Origin of the sequence: Xanthomonas sp. 3058 (genome assembly GCF_014199765.1) — a bacterium.
Taxonomy (GTDB): Bacteria; Pseudomonadota; Gammaproteobacteria; order Xanthomonadales; family Xanthomonadaceae; genus Xanthomonas; species Xanthomonas campestris_B.
On the sequence record NZ_JACHOF010000001.1, the window covers coordinates 608,935 to 628,401 of the forward strand.

General features: G+C 66.4%; 12 protein-coding genes. 6 read left to right on the top strand and 6 right to left on the bottom strand.

Annotated elements, in window-relative coordinates; translation table 11 throughout:
• Positions 1 to 195 precede the first annotated feature (195 nt).
• Genes GGR61_RS02855 through GGR61_RS02875 form a run of 5 tightly spaced genes read left to right on the top strand, consistent with a single transcriptional unit; the run spans position 196 to position 7,934 of the window.
• A complete protein-coding gene (locus GGR61_RS02855) occupies positions 196 to 2,388 on the top strand; it encodes a polysaccharide lyase 6 family protein (RefSeq protein ID WP_260286820.1) in 2,193 nt (730 codons plus the stop codon).
• Positions 2,385 to 4,628 (top strand): oligoalginate lyase, encoded by a 2,244-nt coding sequence (locus GGR61_RS02860; RefSeq protein WP_184620381.1) that lies wholly within the window; start codon positions 2,385 to 2,387, stop codon positions 4,626 to 4,628. The genes GGR61_RS02855 and GGR61_RS02860 overlap by 4 nt, the downstream gene beginning before the upstream one ends.
• Positions 4,625 to 5,932, top strand: coding sequence for an MFS transporter (locus GGR61_RS02865; protein ID WP_184620382.1), 1,308 nt, complete (start codon positions 4,625 to 4,627; stop codon positions 5,930 to 5,932). The genes GGR61_RS02860 and GGR61_RS02865 overlap by 4 nt, the downstream gene beginning before the upstream one ends.
• Positions 5,933 to 5,982: 50 nt before the next feature.
• Positions 5,983 to 6,735, top strand: a complete 753-nt coding sequence (locus tag GGR61_RS02870) for a glucose 1-dehydrogenase (RefSeq protein ID WP_184620383.1) — start codon at positions 5,983 to 5,985, stop codon at positions 6,733 to 6,735.
• 20 nt (positions 6,736 to 6,755) lie between these two features.
• Positions 6,756 to 7,934, top strand: coding sequence for an SGNH/GDSL hydrolase family protein (locus tag GGR61_RS02875; protein WP_260286821.1), 1,179 nt, complete (start codon positions 6,756 to 6,758; stop codon positions 7,932 to 7,934).
• A gap of 282 nt (positions 7,935 to 8,216) precedes the next feature.
• On the opposite strand, the gene GGR61_RS02880 is transcribed toward GGR61_RS02875, so the two are convergent.
• On the bottom strand, positions 8,217 to 8,810 hold the full coding sequence (locus tag GGR61_RS02880; RefSeq protein ID WP_260286822.1) for a TetR/AcrR family transcriptional regulator: 594 nt from the start codon (positions 8,808 to 8,810) through the stop codon (positions 8,217 to 8,219).
• A 129-nt stretch (positions 8,811 to 8,939) separates the two neighbouring features.
• On the opposite strand from GGR61_RS02880, the gene GGR61_RS02885 reads away from it, so the two are divergent.
• Positions 8,940 to 10,013 carry an NAD(P)-dependent alcohol dehydrogenase gene (locus GGR61_RS02885; RefSeq protein WP_184620385.1) on the top strand — a complete coding sequence of 358 codons (1,074 nt, stop codon included), beginning with the start codon at positions 8,940 to 8,942 and terminating at the stop codon, positions 10,011 to 10,013.
• 1,042 nt (positions 10,014 to 11,055) lie between these two features.
• On the opposite strand, the gene GGR61_RS02890 is transcribed toward GGR61_RS02885, so the two are convergent.
• The 5 genes from GGR61_RS02890 to GGR61_RS02910 form a co-directional block, all read right to left on the bottom strand.
• Positions 11,056 to 13,599, bottom strand: a complete 2,544-nt coding sequence (locus GGR61_RS02890; protein WP_184620386.1) for an excinuclease ABC subunit UvrA — start codon at positions 13,597 to 13,599, stop codon at positions 11,056 to 11,058.
• Positions 13,600 to 14,399: 800 nt separating this feature from the next.
• The gene (locus GGR61_RS02895; RefSeq protein ID WP_260286866.1) at positions 14,400 to 16,643 is read right to left on the bottom strand and encodes an EAL domain-containing protein; all 2,244 of its coding nucleotides are present in this window, start codon (positions 16,641 to 16,643) and stop codon (positions 14,400 to 14,402) included.
• A gap of 121 nt (positions 16,644 to 16,764) precedes the next feature.
• The gene (locus GGR61_RS02900) at positions 16,765 to 17,841 is read right to left on the bottom strand and encodes a chemotaxis response regulator protein-glutamate methylesterase (protein ID WP_184408637.1); all 1,077 of its coding nucleotides are present in this window, start codon (positions 17,839 to 17,841) and stop codon (positions 16,765 to 16,767) included.
• Positions 17,838 to 18,434: a chemoreceptor glutamine deamidase CheD gene (gene cheD, locus GGR61_RS02905; RefSeq protein WP_184408636.1), complete on the bottom strand. Its 597-nt coding sequence runs from the start codon at positions 18,432 to 18,434 to the stop codon at positions 17,838 to 17,840. The genes GGR61_RS02900 and cheD overlap by 4 nt, the downstream gene beginning before the upstream one ends.
• Complete coding sequence (locus GGR61_RS02910; RefSeq protein WP_184408635.1) at positions 18,431 to 19,294, bottom strand: CheR family methyltransferase; 864 nt, start codon at positions 19,292 to 19,294, stop codon at positions 18,431 to 18,433. Before GGR61_RS02910 ends, cheD begins: the two co-directional genes overlap by 4 nt.
• Between the last annotated feature and the right edge of the window lie 173 nt (positions 19,295 to 19,467).

A 19,467-nucleotide genomic window follows, 5' to 3' on the forward strand; every position in this document is an offset into this window, starting at 1 on the left:
CAACCATTTCTTTCATTTGCCGAACAAGCCACCTAACCAGGCCAGTTTCATTAGATTTTTTGTGCGTACGCAGCATGACATCGAGCGAACTCCAGGCTTCAATGCATACCAACCGGACTACGATTTTGGTTGACGACCCGGCCTGCACTGCTACTCTCGCCCATCACCGACGCGCCTGCGTCCAGGAGCACTCCGATGCGATCGCCCGTGTCCCTTGCCTGCCTTTTGCTGCTGTGTGCGCCTGCCTGGATCGGCTCGGCCAAGGCCACCGAGTACCTGGTACACGACCAGAGCGAGTACGCCGTGGCAGCGGCCGCGCTACGTGCCGGCGATCGCATCGTGCTGGCCGATGGACAGTGGCGGGATTTCGCCATCGTGCTGCGCGGGCAAGGCACTGCCGAGCAGCCGATCACCCTCACCGCACAGACGCCCGGCAAGGTAATCATCAGCGGCACCTCCGAACTGCGCATGGCCGGCACCTACCTGGTGGTGTCCAACCTGGTGTTCCGCGACGGCCACAGCCCGGGCGATGCGGTGCTGTCGTACCGCATCTCCAGCAAGGAACGCGCGCGCCACAGCCGCATCACCGGGGTGGTGGTGGACGGCTTCAGCAAGCCCACCCGCGGCGATTCGGACAATTGGGTGGCGCTGTACGACAGCGACAACCGCTTCGACCACAACCAGCTGGTCGGCAAGACCAATGCCGGCCCCACCCTGGTGGTGGTGCGCGATGCCACCCAGGGCCTGGACAATCGCCATCGCATCGACCACAACTGGTTCGGGCCACGCCCCAACCTGGGCGCCAATGGTGGCGAGACGCTACGCATCGGCACCAGCAGCGATGCCGACAGCGCCTCCAACTCGCTGGTGGACAACAACTGGTTCGAAGGCTGCGACGGCGAGGTGGAGGTGGTCTCCAACAAGTCCGGCGGCAATACCTACCGTGGCAATGTGTTCAAGCAATCGCGCGGCGCGCTGGTACTGCGGCATGGCGATGGCAACCTGGTCGAGCGCAACGTGTTCTTCGGCGACGGCAAGGCCGACACCGGCGGCATCCGCGTGATCAACCGCAAGCAGACCGTGCGCCACAACTACCTGGAAAACCTGGCCGGCGATGGCTATTCGTCGGCGCTGAGCATCATGTACGGGGTGCCCAACTCGCCCGCCAACCGCTACGTGCAGGTGGACCAGGCGCGCATCGAGCGCAACACCTTCGTGACCGTCAACCAGCTGTACTTCGGTGCCGGCATGGATGCCGAGCGCACCGCCGCGCCGATCAACAGCCGCTTTGCCGGCAACCTGATCGTGGCCGCCAACGACCCGGTGCGCGTGCTGGGCGATCTCTCCGGCATCGCCTTCGCCAGCAACCTGCAAAGCCCGCTGGCCTCCACCCGCCTGCCCGGCGGCGTCAACAGCCGCCAGGTGACGATGACCCGCGCCAGCACCGGCCTGCTGGTCGCCGACAACGCCACTGGCGTCGGCGCCGACCCGGCGCTGAGCTACATCGCGCGCGCGCAGGTGGGCGTGAGCTGGTACCCCAAGCAGGCAGCGCAGGCAGTGACCGACAGCGGCCGCCGCACGCGCGTGCGACCGGGCCCGGCCAGCCTGACCGACGCCGTGGCGCAGGCCAGCCCCGGCGATCGCCTGCAACTGGACGCAGGGCGCTACCAGGTCGATGACATCCTCGACGTGGACCGGCCGCTGACGCTGGAAGGCCCGCCACGCGGCCGCGCACAGATCCGCTTTTCGCAACCGGCGCTATTCCAGATCGCACCCGGCGGCTCGCTCAGCCTGGCCCGGCTCGAGATCGACGGCCGCGCCGCGCCCGCGCGGCCGGGCAACGCGGTGATCCGCACCAAGCCCGGCACCGCGGTGGCGCAGTACCAGCTCACGCTGCGCGACACGCACCTGCATCATCTGGACGCGCACCCCGGCTTCGATGTGATCGCACTCGGCAAGGGCAGCCTGGCCGACCACATCCTGCTGGACAGATTGCTGGTCGAAGACGTCTCCGGCCGGGTGCTGTCCGCGCGCGCCGAAACCGACGACCGTGGCACCTACAACGTCGAACAGGTGACGGTGCGGCAGTCGCAGTTCCACCGCGTCGCCGGGCCGGTGCTGGACCTGTATCGCGGTGGCCGCGACGAAAGCACCTTCGGCCCGGTGCTGCAGGTGAGCGACTCGCACTTCACGCAGGTCGGCCGCGCTGCGGATGCGTCGCTGCGCCTGCACGGCGTGCAACGCATTGCGCTGCGCAACAACCGCTTCGTCGACAGCGCCGCGATCCTGGCGCAGCGCACCACCGGCACGCCCCACCTCATCGCCAGCGGCAACCAGTTCGTCGGCACCCCGGCGTTGCGCGCCGACGCAGCGGAGCCCCTGCTATGACCCGTTCCACCCGCCTGTTGCTGCTGGTCCTGGTCGGCGCCGGCAGCGCCCTGCCCTGCATCGCCGCCCCGTCACCTGCGGCCGAGCAAGCGGCGCAGCCGCAACAGCGCGCGACCGACGCCGCGCCGGTGCTGGTGAGCGCCCAGCAATGGCGCGACATGGCCAGCGATGGCGCCAAACTGCCGCTGTTCGCCCGCGAACAGGCGCGCGCACAAGCCAGCGTGCGCGCGGCGATGAAGGCCGGCGTGGACGTGCCGGTGCCCAGGGATCCCGGCGGCGGTGCCAGCCACGAGCAGCACAAACGCAACTACCAGGCCATCCAGGCGGCCGGCGCGCTGTACCGGCTCACCGGCGATCGCGCCTATGCCGACTATGCGCGCGACGTGCTGCTGGCCTACGCACGCCTGTATCCCACGCTGGGCGCACACCCCGCCGGGCGCGGCCAGGTACCGGGGCGGCTGTTCTGGCAGTCCTTGAACGACTCGGTGTGGCTGGTCTACGCAAGCCAGGGCTACGACGCCATCCGCGACACGCTCAGCGCGCAGGACCGCGCCACCATCGACCGCGATGTGTTCGCGCGCATGGCGCACTTTCTGTGCGACGAAAGCGCCGACAACTTCGACAAGATCCACAACCACGCCACCTGGGCGGTGGCCGCGGTCGGCATGACCGGCTATGTGTTGCGCGATCAGGCCTTGGTGGACAAGGCGCTGCGCGGCAGCAAGCGCGATGGCAAGGCCGGCTTCCTGGCGCAGGTGGACCAGCTGTTCTCGCCGGACGGCTACTACGCCGAAGGCCCGTATTACCAACGCTATGCGTTGGCGCCGTTCGTGCTGTTCGCCAACGCGATCGCGCGCAACCAGCCGCAGCAGCGCATCTTCCAGCGCCGCGACGGCGTGCTGCTCAAAGCCGTGGACAGCCTGGTGCAGAGCAGCTACGGCGGCTATTTCTTCCCGATCAACGACGCCATCCTCGACAAGGGCCTGGACACCGAAGAACTGGTGGCCGGCATCGGCATCGCCTACGCGCAGACCCACGACGCGCAGCTGCTGTCCATCGCACAACGCCAGCGCCGCGTGCTGCTCACGCCCGAAGGCCTGGCCGTGGCCACCGCGCTCGCGCAAGGCCGCGCCCAACCGTTCGCCTTCGGCAGCGTGTCGCTGCGCGATGGCGCGCAGGGCGACCAGGGCGCGCTGGCGATCCTGCGCAGCGGTGGCGACGACGGCCAGACGCTGGTGATGAAGAACACCTCGCAAGGCATGGGCCACGGCCACTTCGACAAGTTGAACTGGCTGTTCTACGACAACGGCCAGCGCGTGGTCACCGACTACGGTGCGGCGCGTTTCTTGAATGTGGAAGCCAAGGCCGGCGGCATCTATCTGCCGGAAAACACCAGCTGGGCCAAGCAGACCGTTGCGCACAACACGCTGGTGGTGAACGAGACCAGCCACTTCAACGGCGACTGGAAAGTGGGCGAGCAACACGCGCCGACGCAGCTGCTGTTCGCCAGCGATGCCGACACCCAGATCGTGTCGGCGCGCATGCAGCAGGCCTACGACGGAGTCACCTTTACCCGCACCCAGGCCTTGCTGTCGCACCCGGAGCTGCGCCTGCCGGTGGTGGTCGACCTGCTGCGCGTCACCGCCAGCGCTCCGGCACGTTACGACCTGCCGCTGCACTTCGACGGGCAGATCATGCAGGTCGGCTTCACCGCAGAGCGCGCACTGACGCAACGTGCGGTGCTGGGCAAGGCCAACGGCTATCAGCATCTGTGGGTCGACGCCTCCAGCGAGGCGAGCACCGACACGCGCAGCCTGAGCTGGCTGCTCGCCGGCCGTTTCTACAGCTACCGCTTCGGCAGCAGCGCGCCTGCGCGTGCGTTGCTGGTGGAAAGCGGCGCCAACGACCCGAACTTCAACCTGCGCCGCGAACCAGCACTGATCCAGCGCGTCGATGGGCAGGCCAATGTCAGCTTCTTCGGCGTGCTGGAACCGCATGGCGAATACAACGGCACCGCCGAATACGTGCATGGCGCCAACAGCCGCATCCGCGCCATCGAGCGCGTGCGCGGCGACGATGCCGAGGTGATCGTGCTCACCCTGGTCGGCGGCCAGCGCATCGCGCTGGCGGTGGCCGACGATGCCGATGCGCAACGCACCCACCAGGTGCAGGCGGCCGGTCAGCGCTACCGCTGGCGCGGCGGCTACGCGCGCTTCGATCGCGCCGCAGGTGCGCAATGAGCACCGCCACCACCTCCACCCGCACGGGCCCTGCGGGCAAGCGCTCGGCGGTGCGCTGGCTGATCGTGGCGCTGATCGCGGTGGCCACGGTGATCAACTACATCGACCGCAATGCGTTGGCGGTGATGTGGCCGGCGATCTCGCGCGACATCGGCGCCACCAAGGAAGACTACGCGCTGCTGGTCACCATCTTCATGCTGTTCTATGCCGCCGGGCAGTTCGTGTTCGGGAGGCTGTTCGACATCATCGGCACCCGGCTCGGCTTTGCCTTGTCCATCGCGGTGTGGTCGATCTCCATCGCGCTGCATGCCGTCACCCACTCCATCATGGCGTTCTCGGTGGTGCGCGCACTGCTGGGCATCAGCGAAGCCGGCGCCTGGCCGGGCGCGGTCAAGGCCAATGCGGAATGGTTTCCCGCGCGCGAGCGTGCGTTGGCGCAGGGCATCTTCAATGCCGGCGCCTCCATCGGCGCGATCGTCTCGGCGCCGCTGATCGCGCTGCTGTTCCTGTCGTTCGGCTGGAAGGGCACGTTCGTGCTGATCGGCGTGCTCGGCATGCTGTGGTTGCTGCCGTGGCTGGTGATCTACCGCGCCGGGCCGGACCGGCATCCCTGGGTCAACGCGGCCGAGCGTGCGTTGATCCTGGATGCGCCCGAGACCGGCAGCGCGCCGCCGCCGACCTACCTGCCCACGCTGCGCCAGCTGATGTCGCACCGGCAAAGCTGGGGGATCGTGCTGGCGCGGTTCTTCCTGGACCCGATCTGGTGGCTGTTCGTGTCGTGGCTGCCGATCTACCTGGCCGAGACCTTCCACTTCGACATCAAGCAGATCGGCGCGTTCGCCTGGGTGCCGTTCGTCGGCGCGATGCTGGGCAGCCTGTGCGGCGGCTGGCTGTCCGGGCGGCTGATCGCGGCCGGCTGGAGCGTGGACCGCGCGCGCAAATGGACCATCACCCTGGGCGGGGCGATCATGGCGCCGGCGCTGCTTGGCGCCGTGCAGGCGGCCGACCCGCGCATGGCGGTGCTGACGATTGCCGCCGTGCTGTTCGGCTTCCAGATCGCCATCGGCAATATCCAGACCCTGCCCGGCGATCTGTTTGCCGGCAAATCGGTCGGCTCGTTGGCCGGCATCGGCGGCATGGCCGCAGTGGCCGGCACCTTGATCACCACCTGGCTTGTCCCGGTGATGACCGCGACCTCGTACGCCCCGATGTTCATCCTGGTCGCTGCGCTGGTGCCGGCCTCGCTGGCCGCGCTGTGGCTGGTCACCGGCCGCATCCACCGACTCGACGCACCGGGCACCTGACCGTGCCCGCTGCCTTCTCCGCTTTGCCCACACCAACAGGACATACCCGCATGCAATTCCACGACAAGGTCGCCATCGTCACCGGCGGTGGCCGCGATATCGGCCGCGCCATCTCGCTCAAGCTGGCTGCGGCCGGCGCCAAGGTCTGCATCAACTACGCCAACGACGACGCCAGCGCGCGCGACACGCTGGCGCAACTGCAGGCCGCCGGCGGCCAGGGCATCCTGCACCGCGCCGACGTCACCGACGCCACCGCCGTGGCCGGCATGCTGACCGCCACCCGCACCGCCTTCGGCCAGCACATCGATGTGCTGATCAACGTGGCCGGCGGCATGCTGGCACGCAAGCCACTGGCCGATATCGACGAGGCCTTCTTCCATCAGGTGATGGACCTCAACCTCAAATCGGTCTACCTGACCACCCAGGCGGTGGCGCCGCATATGCGCGAAGGCGGCGCCATCGTCAATTTCGCCTCGCTTGCCGGGCGCGATGGCGGCGGACCGGGCGCGGCCATCTACGCCACCGCCAAGGCGGCGGTGATGACGTTCTCGCGCGCGATGGCCAAGGAACTGGGCCCGCGCGGCATCCGCGTCAACGCACTGTGCTGCGGCATGATCTCCACCCGCTTCCATGACGACTTCACCAAGCCGGAAGTGCGGGCCTTCGTTGCCAATGCCACCCCGCTGCGACGCGAAGGCCGCCCGGACGAAGCCGCCGATGCGGCGCTGTACCTGGCATCGGATGCGGCCAGCTTCATCAATGGCGCCAACCTGGACGTCAACGGCGGCGTGTTCTTTTCCTGATCGACAACGGAGTCTTGCGCATGGCCTGGCGATGGATGATGACTGCGACACTGGGCGTCTTGCTGGCGGGCCCGGCCACTGCGCACCCGGCACCACGCTGGGTGCCGGCCTGGATCGCCTCGGCGACGCCGGACCGGCTCGACGGCGGCGCCGACACGCCGCTGCACTTTGCCGATGAAACGGTGCGCCAGGACATGCGCCTGGGCAGTGCGGCAGTGGCCTTGCGCGTGCGCATCAGCAACGAGCTGGGCACCGCACCGCTGACGATCGGTGCGGGCACCGCGCGTCTGCTCGGCGGCGCCGGGGACGCGCAACCGCTGCGCTTCGATGGCCGCGCCAGCGTGACCGTGCCGCCCGGTGGCGTGCTGCTCAGCGACCCGGTGCCGTTGCGCGCACCGGCATTGGGCGAGGTGGCGGTCAGCCTGTATTTCCCCACGCCGGCGCGTCCGGCGGTACGCCGTACCGCATTGCGGGTGGTCAAGGGCCAGGCCGAGGTGCCGGACAGCAAGGCCTTGGCGTATCGCCAGAACGTCATCTCCGCCCTTTACGTCCAACCGCCGCATCCCCGCCAGACCGTGGTGGTGGCGCTGGGCGATTCGATCACCGAAGGCGCCACAGCCACCCGCGGCGCCAATGGCGATTGGCCGGCCCTGTTGGCCAGGCGGTTGGAGCAGCGTTGCCCCGGCAGCGTGGTGGTGCTCAACGCCGGCATCAGCGGCAACAAGCTGCTCGACGATGGCCGCAGCCCCAGCGCGCTGGCGCGGCTGGACCGCGACGTGCTGGCGCTGCCCGGCGTGGACCAGGTGATCCTGTTCGAAGGCATCAACGACATCCGCCACAGCGGTCCGCCGGATGCGATTGCCGGCCGCAATGCCGCCGACATGGTGCTGGGGTATCGCCAGATCGTGACCCGGCTGCAGCAACACGGCATCGCCGTGATCGGCGCCACGCTGACGCCGTTCGGCAACTCCGATCGCTACGAACCGGTGGCGGCGGCCACACGCCAGGCGCTCAACGGTTTCATCCGCGATGGGCAGGCATTCGATGCGGTGATCGACTTCGACGCCGCGCTGCGCGACCCCGCCAGGCCGGAGTGGCTGCCCGCCGCCCTGACCCGCGACTTCCTGCATCCCAACGATGCCGGGTATCAACGCATGGCCGAGTCGGTGGACCTGTCGTTGTTCTGCAAGGCTCGCTGAGCCGCCGGTCGCCAGGCAGCGGCGCGCATGCGCCAGACCTGCTGCTACGGCAGAGGTTCGGCGCCGACGCGGCGGCCATGTTGTCTTGCCGCAGAGTCGGTGTTTCAACCGACGTTGGTTGAAGCGCGTCGCTGCGTACCCGATACGTGTTCTGGCGTGCAAACGCGTTGCCCTACGCATCGCCGCGCGCACCGCCGTGCGCACGCGGGTGCAACAGCGCGAACGACCGTGCGTCTTCGTCGTTACCCACAATCAATCACCGCGCAGCCGCCTGGCCGGCCGTCAACGGCGCGCGGATTTTTTCTTGTCGGTCGGTGCGGCGGTGGCAGCGGGCGATGCATCCCGCCCCGCGCCCACGGTGGCCAATGCCATGTGGATCAACCCGGCGATCAACCGCCGCAGCACCATGACATTGTCGGCGGAGGCCTTGAGGCTGGTCGTGGCCAGGCGCAGGATGTAGGCAATGTCGGCAGCCGACATCGCGCTGTCGTCGCGTACATGCGGACTCAGCAACTGCACCAGCGTGGTTTCCATCTGCTGATACAACGCATCCAGCGCGGCGGGCGCATACACCCCGCAGTTGGCCACCAGATCGATGCCGTTGTCCGAGTCGATCACCGCCGCCACCGGCTCCAGCACCCAGATATCGAACAGATGCCGCAACTGGGTCTGCAGGTCCTGCGTATCGCGCACGCGCTGGGCGGTTTCGGCCATGCACAGCGCACGTTGGCGCGCCACCTGCGCGGCGAAGATCGCTTCCTTGTTGGCGAACGCGGCGTACAGCGACGGCCGCGACATCTGCGTGGCCTGCGCGATATCGCTCATGCTCACCTTGCGGTAGCCATGGCGCAGAAACAGCTGCAGCGCCGCGTCCATGACACGCTGCTCCTTGCTCGCGCCCGGCTGCGCGACGGACGCAGGCAGCACCCCGGAGGACTTTACACTTGACATTTTTTGTAAATAGGTAAACCTTACACGTTCCGCAGAGTGTAAAGCACCCACCCCATGACTTCGACCCACACGCCTTCCGACTGCCACGGCCGCCCCACCCGCGCCTATGCCGCCCTCGAAAAAGCGGGCGCGATGGTGCCATGGCAGTTCGAGCGACGCGCCGTGCGCGGCAATGATGTTGCGATCAAGGTGCTGTTTTGTGGCGTCTGCCATTCGGACCTGCATTCGGTGAACCAGTGGGCCAGCGAGTACCCACTGGTCCCCGGCCACGAAATCGTCGGCGAAGTCATCGAGCTCGGTGCGGACGTCGAAGGGTTGGCGCTGGGGCAGAAGGTGATGATCGGCACCATCGTCGATTCCTGCCGGCACTGCGCGCCTTGCCAGGCGCACGACGAAGTGTATTGCCGCGAGTTTCCGACGCTGACCTTCGATGGCCTGGACCGCGTCGACGGCAGCCGCACACGCGGCGGCTATGCGGAGTTCTATGTGTCCGACGCGCGCTTTGTGTATCCGCTTCCCGAGGGACTGGACCCGGCCGCCGCCGCGCCGTTGCTATGCGCCGGCATCACCAGCTTCGCGCCGCTGCACCGCTACGGGATCGGCCCCGGCCACACCGTGGGCGTGGTCGGCATCGGCGGGCTTGGCCACTTGGGCATCAAGTTCGCGCGTGCAATGGGCGCGCACGTGGTGGCCTTCACCACCTCGCCGAAAAAAGCGGCAGAAGCGCAGCGCCTGGGCGCGCACGAGGTGGTGCTGTCCACCGATACGGCGCAGATGCAGGCACAGGCCTTCCGTTTCGACTTCATTCTCGACACCGTCTCGCGCAGCTATCCGATGAACGACATGCTCAAGGCACTGAACCTGGACGGCACCTTGTGCACGCTGGGCCTGCCCGACCAGCTGGATTTTCGCCCGGTGATGCTGGCGATGGGCCGGCGCAAGGTCACCAGCTCCGGCACCGGCGGCACCGCCGATACCAAAGCGATGCTGGCGTTCTGCCAGCAGCACGGCATCGTCGCCGATATCGAGTTGATCCGCATGCAGGACATCAACGACGCCTTCGCACGCGTCCACGACAACGATGTGCACTATCGGTTCGTGATCGATCTGCAGGCATCGGGGTTGTAGAACGCGGCACGCCCAGCGCGCGCTGGCCCGCCTGCGCTCCAGCGTTTTTCAGCAGACTGATGTCGCCGGAGGTTTGCAGGATCGCCATGTCGCTACCGGCATCGTCGCGGCGATCCGCCTTGCGTTTTGCCACCTCGAAATCTGCATAGCCGACATTATGGCGGACCAGCTCCTTCCAGTAGATCTCGCCGCCACGCGCCAGCAGTGCGGGCTTGCCCTGCGCCCAGCTGGCGATCCGCGGCTGCGCGCGGTCGGCACGCCCACCAGCCAGTTCAACACCAACGAGGTTGCCGCCAGGATCATGCCGCCCGGCAGCCAGACGTCTTCTCCGATCAAGGCGTTCTGTACCGCACTTCCCAACAGCGCACGAGGCGCAGCACCTCGAACGGCGTGGACTGGCCTAGCGTGCATTTGCCGGTCATGCGCGTTAACAGCAAAACCACGCTATAGACTGCGGCCGCACGCAGCACGAACTCCCACCACGGCCTGCCAAGGCGCAGCATTTCGTAGAGGCGCTCGCGTGTTTCCACGTCCAGCAGCGTTTGCCCTGAACGCGGTTACGCGATTGCGCATGCAAGTGTGCAATCGGTGTACGGCAGGTCCCGCTAGCGATGAGGGCATCGCACCCAGGTTGGCTTGGGAACATCCACACTGCGCTGACGCTCATGCTCTCGGTCGTCTTGAGAACTCATCGAACGGTGCCGATGCCTCGGGGCAAAGCAGCGGATCTGCGGCTTGGCTGCAGGGCCCTTCCGCCCACCCTCGCCGGACACGCCACAAGTATGTCCGTGCAGGCGCTTACGCGGCACCCATGCCGCGTAAGCGCCCGCGACGGTGGGCGGGCAAGGGCCAGTCGAGAGGGCCGGTGTGCAGGGTTGCGAGCGGTGCATGCCGTGCGATGCGATGCAGTGCGGTCTGATCGGCTCTCTTCGATGCGAGCAATCTCGCTGCCATGCCGGCATCACTTCACTCGTTAGCGAAGGCGCGTCCAGCCAACACGTTCCCGCCATCGCTACAACGTTCGAGAGGGTGTGTTAGCCGCTTATTTTCCGCGCAACACCTGCGCCAGGAACGGGGCCGTGCGGCTGCCGCGATGCCGTGCAACCACATCAGGCGTACCAGCTACAACAACGTTGCCACCCGCACCGCCCGCGCCCGGCCCCATGTCCAGCACCCAATCGCTGCTGGCGGCCACGCGCATATCGTGTTCGACCACGACCACCGTATTTCCGGCGTCCACCAATCCTTGCAGCTGGGTCATCAAGGTATCCACGTCGGCCGGATGCAGGCCGGTGGTGGGCTCGTCCAGCACGTATACGGTGTCGCGCCGTTGCGCACGCTGCAGTTCGGTAGCCAGCTTGATGCGCTGCGCTTCGCCACCGGATAGCTCGGTGGCCGGTTGCCCAAGGCGCAGATAGCCTAGCCCCACTTCGCGCAATACCTGCAGCGGTCGCAGCACGCTGGCGTCGTCGGCAAAAAACGCTGCTGCCTGATCCACCGTCATCGCCAGCACCTGCGCGATGCTGTGCCCGCGCAGTTCGATTTCCAGCGTCTTGGCGTTGTAGCGCGCGCCGTGGCAGCTGGGGCACGGCGCGTAGACGCTGGGCATGAACAGCAACTCCACGTGTACCGAACCCTCCCCCTCGCAGGTGGCGCAGCGGCCCTTGGCGACATTGAACGAAAACTGCCCAGGGTCGTAGCGGCGGCGGCGCGCGGCCGGCGTTGCGGCAAACAACTTGCGTACCGGATCGAACAGGCCCGTGTAGGTGGCCAGATTGGAGCGTGGCGTGCGGCCGATCGGTTTCTGATCCACCCGCACCAGGCGACGCACCTGGTCGAGCCCGCCGACGATCGCACCGCCCAACGGCAGCTGCGTGCCACGCTCCAGCGGATCGACCGCCTCCTCGTCTTCTGCCTGCGTTTGTCCCAGATGCGCGGCCAGCAATTCCACCAACGCCTGGCTCACCAACGACGACTTGCCCGAGCCGGACACGCCGGTCACCGTGGTGAACACACCCAACGGCAGATCCACGTCCAGCGCGCGCACGTTGTTGCGGGTGATGCCGCGCAGCTGCAGCCAACCGGTGGCGGCGCGCGCATGGCTTAGCACCGCCGGTGGCGTGCCGAACAGATAACGTCGCGTGGACGATGCCTCCACAGCGTCCAGTCCCGCTGGCGGGCCGCTATAGAGCACCTGCCCGCCATGCACGCCTGCTGCAGGACCGACGTCCACGATCCAGTCCGCATGGCGGATCACATCCACCTCGTGTTCGACCACGAACACCGAATTGCCCGCCGCCTTGAGTTGATCCAGCGCGCCCAGCAGCGCCTGCGCATCGGCCGGATGCAGGCCCGCCGAGGGTTCGTCCATCACGTACACCACACCGAACAGCTGCGAGCGGATCTGCGTGGCGAGCCGCAGGCGTTGCAGCTCGCCCGGCGACAATGTCGGCGTACTGCGCTCCAGGCTGAGATAGCCCAGACCCAGCGCCTGCACCACCTCGATCCGTGCACGCAAATCGGCGGCGATGCGTTGCGCGGCGATCGCCTGTTCCGGATGCGCGTCAGCCTGCGTGCGTCTGTCGTTGCGCTTGCGCTTGCCATCGCCACCTTCGGCAGCGGGGCGCAGCAATTCGGCGACCTCATCCAATGGCCGGCGCGACAGTTCGCCGATATCCAGCCCGGCAAAGGTCACAGACAGCGCCTCGCGCCGCAGCCGCTTGCCCTCGCACTGCGGGCACTGCGTGCTGATCAGGTACTGCGCCACGCGCTTTTTCATCTGCGCGCTTTGAGTGGTGGCAAAGGTGTGCAGCACATAGCGCCGCGCACTGGTGAACGTGCCCATGTAACTGGGCTCTTCCTTGCGACGCAGCGCGCGCTTGACCTCGTCCAGGTCGTAACCGGCGTACACCGGCACCACCGGTTGCTCGTCGGTGTAGAGAATCCAGTCGCGGGTTTTCTTCGGCAGCGTGTGCCAGGGCACATCGACGTCGTGGCCCAGCGTGGTGAGGATGTCGCGCTGGTTCTGCCCATGCCAGGCACCGGGCCACGCGGCCACCGCACGATCGCGGATGCTCAGCGTGCGATCGAGCACCATCGTCGCTTCGGTGGCATCGTAGATGCGCCCCAACCCGTGACATGTGGGGCACGCACCGGCCGGGGTATTGGGCGAAAATCCATCGGCATAGATGATCTCCTGCCCCGGTGGATAATTGCCCGCACGCGAATACAGCATGCGCAAGGAATTGGAGATGGTGGTGACGCTGCCCACCGACGAGCGCGCACTCGGCGCGCCGCGCGCCTGCTGCAAGGCCACCGCCGGCGGCAGGCCTTCGATGGAATCCACTTCCGGCACGCCGACCTGGTCGATCAGGCGCCGCGCATACGGCGAGATCGAATCCAGATATCGACGTTGCGCCTCAGCGAAAATGGTGCCGAACGCCAGCGACGACTTGCCCGAGCCGGACACCCCGGTGAACACCACCAGCGCATCGCGCGGGATGTCCACGTCCACGTTCTTGAGGTTGTGCTCGCGCGCACCGCGCACACGCACCAGGCCAGAGGACGACGAGTTTGCGTTGGACATGACCACCAGACCGACATTCGACAACGCATTAGCCTAGCGCGGCGCGCATGCAGCCGATGTCGTCGTCGCATCGTTTAGGTGCAGCCGAGTGCTTTAAGTCAACAGCCTGGTTAATCGAGGGCGCGGTGCCCTCACCGCTCGCGGGACACGCCGTGAATCCGTCCGTGGAGGCTCGGTGGCGGCATCCATGCCGCCACACGGTCCCGCAAGCGGTAAGGACACCGCACCAGAGAGTTGGTCGGTAGCGAGATGAAAGCCGGCCACTTCGCGACTTGCGTTGGCTTGCTGGTGCCAGTCGCAGAGCTGCATTTGAGCCAGCGAGTCAGAAGTACACCATGCATCTTGTAACTCTGCGCACCGACCATCTCCGGTGGTCCTTGCCCGCCCACCGTCGCGGGACCTTACGCGGCATGGATGCCGCGTAAGAGCCTTATCTGTTCGGATTCTGGCAGTTTAGGTGTCGAGAGCCGACGTGGGCCACCGTGAGAGCCTGGATCATTGCCGATCGTCGTGTAGCTGGGTGCCCACGCCGGCGGACGGGCAAGGACCCTGCAGCCAGGCAGCAGCGCTTCCGCCCTGTGATCGCCGCATGCATGGCATCCAATCTTCGCGAAAAAATCGAGATCTCGCGTCCCCACAAAATCGCGATCCCGTAGTCCAAACGTAGCCAGAAAGCGCGCGATCAACGCGGCAGGTAACTGGGGACGGTGAATTCAGGGGCAGCATGTATGCGTGATGCACACGCACCTGCCGATAGCGGCGCCTGCCTTGATGGCGACGGGGTCGCTGCGTTGGCCGACTTAAGGCTGTGCGTCCAACCAGGCTTCCAACGCCGCAGCCGGTAGTGGCCGTGAGAACAGATAGCCCTGCAGCACTTCGCAGCCCAGATCGGCGAGAAACAGACGCTGCGCTTCGTTTTCGACGCCTTCGGCGACCACATGCTTGCGCAGATGCGCGCCGATGCGCAGCACCGAAGTGGTGAGGGCGCGAGCGTCTTCGCTGTGTTCGATGTCGCGGACGAAGCTCATGTCCAGCTTGAGTTCGTCGATCGGCAGACGGTGCAGATGGCTCAGGCTGGAATAGCCGGTGCCGAAGTCATCCAGCGACAGTGCGATGCCGGCTTCGCGAATCGCGTGCAGATTTTCCAGCACGCCTGGCTGGCCGGACAACATCACGCTTTCGGTCATTTCCAGGGTGAGGTCCGATGGCAGCACGCCTTCTTCGGCAATCAGCCCAAGCAGGTCGGGCAGCATGCGAGGGCTTTCGAAACTGCTGGCCGACAGATTCACCGACACGTGCGTCACCGGCACGTCGCGCTGGCGCCAGTCGGCGATCTGCCGACAGGCGCGGCGCAGCACCCAATCGTTGAGCTGCGGCATCATGCCTTGCTCTTCGGCAACCTGCAGGAAGCGCGCAGGCGAGATGGTGCCGAGGTGCGGGTGATTCCAGCGCAGCAGTGCTTCCACGCCATACAACGCGTGCGGCGCGGCGCTAAGCAGTTGCGGTTGGTAATGCAGTTGCAGCTCGTCGCGCTCGATCGCCTGACGCAACTCCGCTTCCAGTGCCACGCGCTCCTGCGCCATGCGATTCATGTCGGAACTGAAAAAGCGGAAACGTCCGCCGCCTTCCTGCTTGGCGCGATTCATCGCCAGGTCGGCATGCCGCAGCAGGATGGTGATGTCGCTTCCGTCTTCGGGAAACATCGCCACGCCGATGCTGGCAGACGGATGCACGGTCATGTGGCCCACCGGTAACGGGCCGGCGATGCTGCTCAGCAGGCGCTCTGCGGTGGCGCTGGCCTGCTCGGCACTGCATTGCGGCAAGGCCAGTGCAAATTCATCGCCGGCCACGCGGGCCAGCATGGCGGTAACGGCCAATTGCTCGCTGATCCGTAGCGCGATGTCGCGCAACAACGCATCGCCGGCCGCATGCCCCTGGCTGTCGTTGATCAGTTTGAAACGATCGATATTGACGAACATCAGCGCAACCGGTTCGCCTGCGTACTCGGCCTGGGTCAACGCCTGCTCGGCGCGCGCGCTGAACATGATGCGGTTGGGCAGGCCGGTCAGCCCATCGTAGAAGGCGAGTTGATGCACGCGTTGGCGGATCTGCTCGCGTTCCAGTGCCAGCGTGCACAACTGCTGGCACAGGTCGGTGAGGCGGACATGCCAGGCGTCGGCGCGCTGCGGCTTGCGGTAATACAACGCAAAGGTGCCGAGCACGCGCGAGCTGTTGGACCGGATCGGGGTGCTCCAGCACGCGCGCAAGCCCATGGGCAGCACCAGTTCGCGATACTGCGCGAACAGCGGATCGGTGGCGATGTCCTCCACCATCACCGCGCGGCCGCGCCAGGCAGCGGTACCGCAGGCGCCGGCGTTGGGCGAGATCTTCAGCCCGTTGAGTGCTTCGGCGTACTCGGATGGCAGGCTGGGCGCAGCCAGCGAATGCAGGCGGCCCTGATTGTCGACGCTCGTCACCGTGGCCACCACGTCTGGTGCAATGCGTTCGACTTCGGTGCAGATCAGCGTCATCACCTCGACCAATGGCCGCTCCTGCACCAGCGCTTCGAGCACGCGATGCTGCAGCACCTCGTGCATCTTGGTGTCGGTGATGTCGGTCAGCACCGCGATGTAATGCGATGGATTGTGCCTGGCGTCGTAGATCGGGTTGAAGTTGAGCGAGATCCACAGCGGCGTGCCGTCCTTGCGGTACACCAGCAGGTCGGCCTGGGTGTGCTGCAAGGCATCGGCGCGTTCGCGCACGCGAGCGACTTCGTTCTGGTCGCTTTGCGCGCGGGTGAGGACATCGGAAGGGCGCCGGCCCACCAGTTCGGCTTCGGTGTAGCCGAACATGCGCTCGAAGCCGTCGTTGGCGTAGAGCAGGCACGATTGCAGGTCGCAGATGAGGATGGCGCTGCTGCTGCCATCCAGCGCTTCTGCGAGCAGGCGCGAACGTCGGTCCTGCGGATGTTCGCCAGCCTTGGCGATGCCCGCGGTGACCGGGCAGGATTTGAGCGAGCCGCTGTCGGACAGGCTGGTCACCATCTGACTGAGATGCGTGGGATTGTCCGCCAGCGGATGTGCAGCGCCCTCGGAGGTGGTCCCCGCTGTGCGGGGCACCTCCGCCTGCTCGGTCGAACGCGGCGGCAGCGCGGTCATGTGGGAATCAGCGTGCCTGGGCCGACAGCGCGATCAGGCGTTCGGCGATACGTTCCAATGGCAGCACTTCCTGCGCGGCACCAAGTTTGTAGGCGGCACCGGGCATGCCCCAGACCACGCTGGTGGCCTCGTCCTGCACCAGGGTAGGCGCGCCGGCCTGCAGCATTTCCAGCAAGCCGCGTGCGCCGTCGTCGCCCATGCCGGTGAGGATGGCGCCGACCGCATTAGGGCCGGCATTGGCGGCGACCGAACGAAACAACACGTCGACCGCCGGCTTGTGGCGATTGACCGGCGGGCCGTCGTCGATACGGCAGCGCCAGCGGGCGCCGTCGCGGATGATGCGCAGGTGCTGGCCGCCCGGCGGCAGATAGGCATGGCCGGGCAGGATCGCTTCGCCATCGCTGGCTTCGCGCACCGACATGGCCGAGTGGCGATCGAGGCGTTCGGCGAATGCGGTGCTGAAGCTGGCCGGCAGGTGCTGGGTCATCACCACGGCCGGTGCGTCTGCGGGCATGCGCTCCAGCACCACACGCAGGGCTTCGGTGCCGCCTGCCGAGGCGCCGATGGCGATCAGGCGGTCGGTGGTGCGGAAGCGCAGCGCGCTACCGGCGACAGGTGCCGATTGCATGTCCAAGGTGAGCTTGGGCGCGCTGGGACGGTTGAGCGCGCTGACCTTGGCTTTGGCGGCCATCTTGACCTTGCTGACGATTTCTTCGGCATAGCCTTCCAGCCCGCGCGCGACGTCGATCTTGGGCTTGGAGACGAAATCCACCGCACCCAACGACAACGCCTGCAAGGTGGTGTCGGCGCCACGTTCGGTCAGCGAGGAGATCATCACCACCGGGGTGGGGCGCAGACGCATGAGGTTTTCCAGGAACACCAGCCCGTCCATGCGCGGCATTTCCACATCCAGCGTGATCACGTCCGGATTGAGGCGTTTGATCTTTTCGCGCGCCAGGATCGGGTCGGCGGCCGAGCCGATGACTTCGATGCCGGGATCGCGCGACAGGATTTCGGTGAGCATCTGACGTACGACCGCCGAATCGTCGACGATCAATACACGCACAGGAGTTTCCAGCGTCATTCGAACAACTCCACTCCACCGGTGACCGGTGCTTTGGACAGACGGGCGCGCACGGCCGATTCGGCGGCGGCGACCTCGGCTTCGTGTGCATGCGGCAAGCGCTGCACCACGACGCGTCCGGTCGTCGGGAAGAACCACACCTTGCGCGGATGGATGCCGCACAGATCTTCGGCAATGATGGGAATGTGTTCTGCCATCAGGTACTGACGCACGAACTCGGCGTTGCGGGTGCCGACCGGGTTGCTGGTAAAGCCTTTGAGCACGTTGGCGCCACCGAAGACCTTGGCCTCGATCCGCTTGCGATGCGCGCCGCGCTTGAGCATATCGTTGATCAGCAACTCCATCGCATAACTGCCGTAGCGCGCGGGTGCGCCATCGCCGACCTGGCCTTCCGGCAGCAGGAAGTGGTTCATGCCGCCGATCTTCAGGACCGGGTCGCGCAGACAGGCGGCAACACACGATCCCAAGGTGGTCGTCAATGCGGTGTCGTCGTCCACCACCAGGTACTGGGTGGGCAGCAGCTTGGCGGTGATGGTCTGGAACCGCGAGTCGCGGTAGCGCATGACATCGTCCACTTGCACGGCCGTACTCATTTGGCCGCTCCCGCGCGCGGGGAGCGCCGATACAGCGTGCGCCCGCACGGCTGGATCAGGTCGGACGCGTGCAGGTAGTTCTCCGAGTGCCCGGTGTACAGCAGGCCGTCGTCGCCCATGTGGCTGACCAGACGCGACAGGATGCCGCGCTGGGTGGGCTTGTCGAAATAGATCATCACGTTGCGGCAGAACAGCGCCGCATACGGGCCGCCGACGTCGTAGCGCGGGGCCAGCAGATTCAACTGTTTGTATTCGATGAGCTGGCGCAGCGCCGGAATCACCCGGCACTTGCCTTCGTTGGGGCCGCTGCCGCGCTGGAAATACTTGCGCTTGATCGATGCATCCAGCGAGGCGACGCGGTCGATGGCATAGACGCCGCGCGAGGCGGTTTCCAGCACCTGGGTATCGACGTCGGTGGCGATGATGCTCACCGGCGGCGTCAGCGAGCCGAAGGCTTCGCAGGCGGTGATGGCGATGGAGTAGGGCTCCTCGCCGGTGGAGGCCGCACACGACCAGATCTTCAACGGTGCCTGCGAGGCGCGCTTTTGCAGTTCTTCGCGCAGCTTGTCGAAGTGATGCGGCTCGCGGAAGAACGAAGTCAGATTGGTGGTCAGCGCATTGGTGAACGCCTGCCATTCTTCTTCGTCGTTACCTGCTTCCAGCTGGTCCAGATAGTCGCGGAAGGAGCGCAGGCCGAGCACGCGCAGACGACGCGATAGCCGGCCATACACCATGTCGCGCTTGGCCGGAGCCAGAGCGATGCCGACACGCTGATAGATCAGATCGCAAACGCGCTTGAAATCGCGGTCGCCAAAATCAAATTCGCGTGTGTCTGAAGCCGAAGTCGTGGTGGTCGTCATATCCGTACGCGTCGTTAGCTGACACTGGATATCGGCCATATAGCCATACAACTGAAGCGCCAATGCAGTGATGGCGTACGGTTAGATCCGATTGTGCTTTGTCACCAGGCCAGGGCTGCGGCGCTGTGGGGCCGGTCCGGTGTGCGGCGAAGGCGGCGCACAAACACAACGCC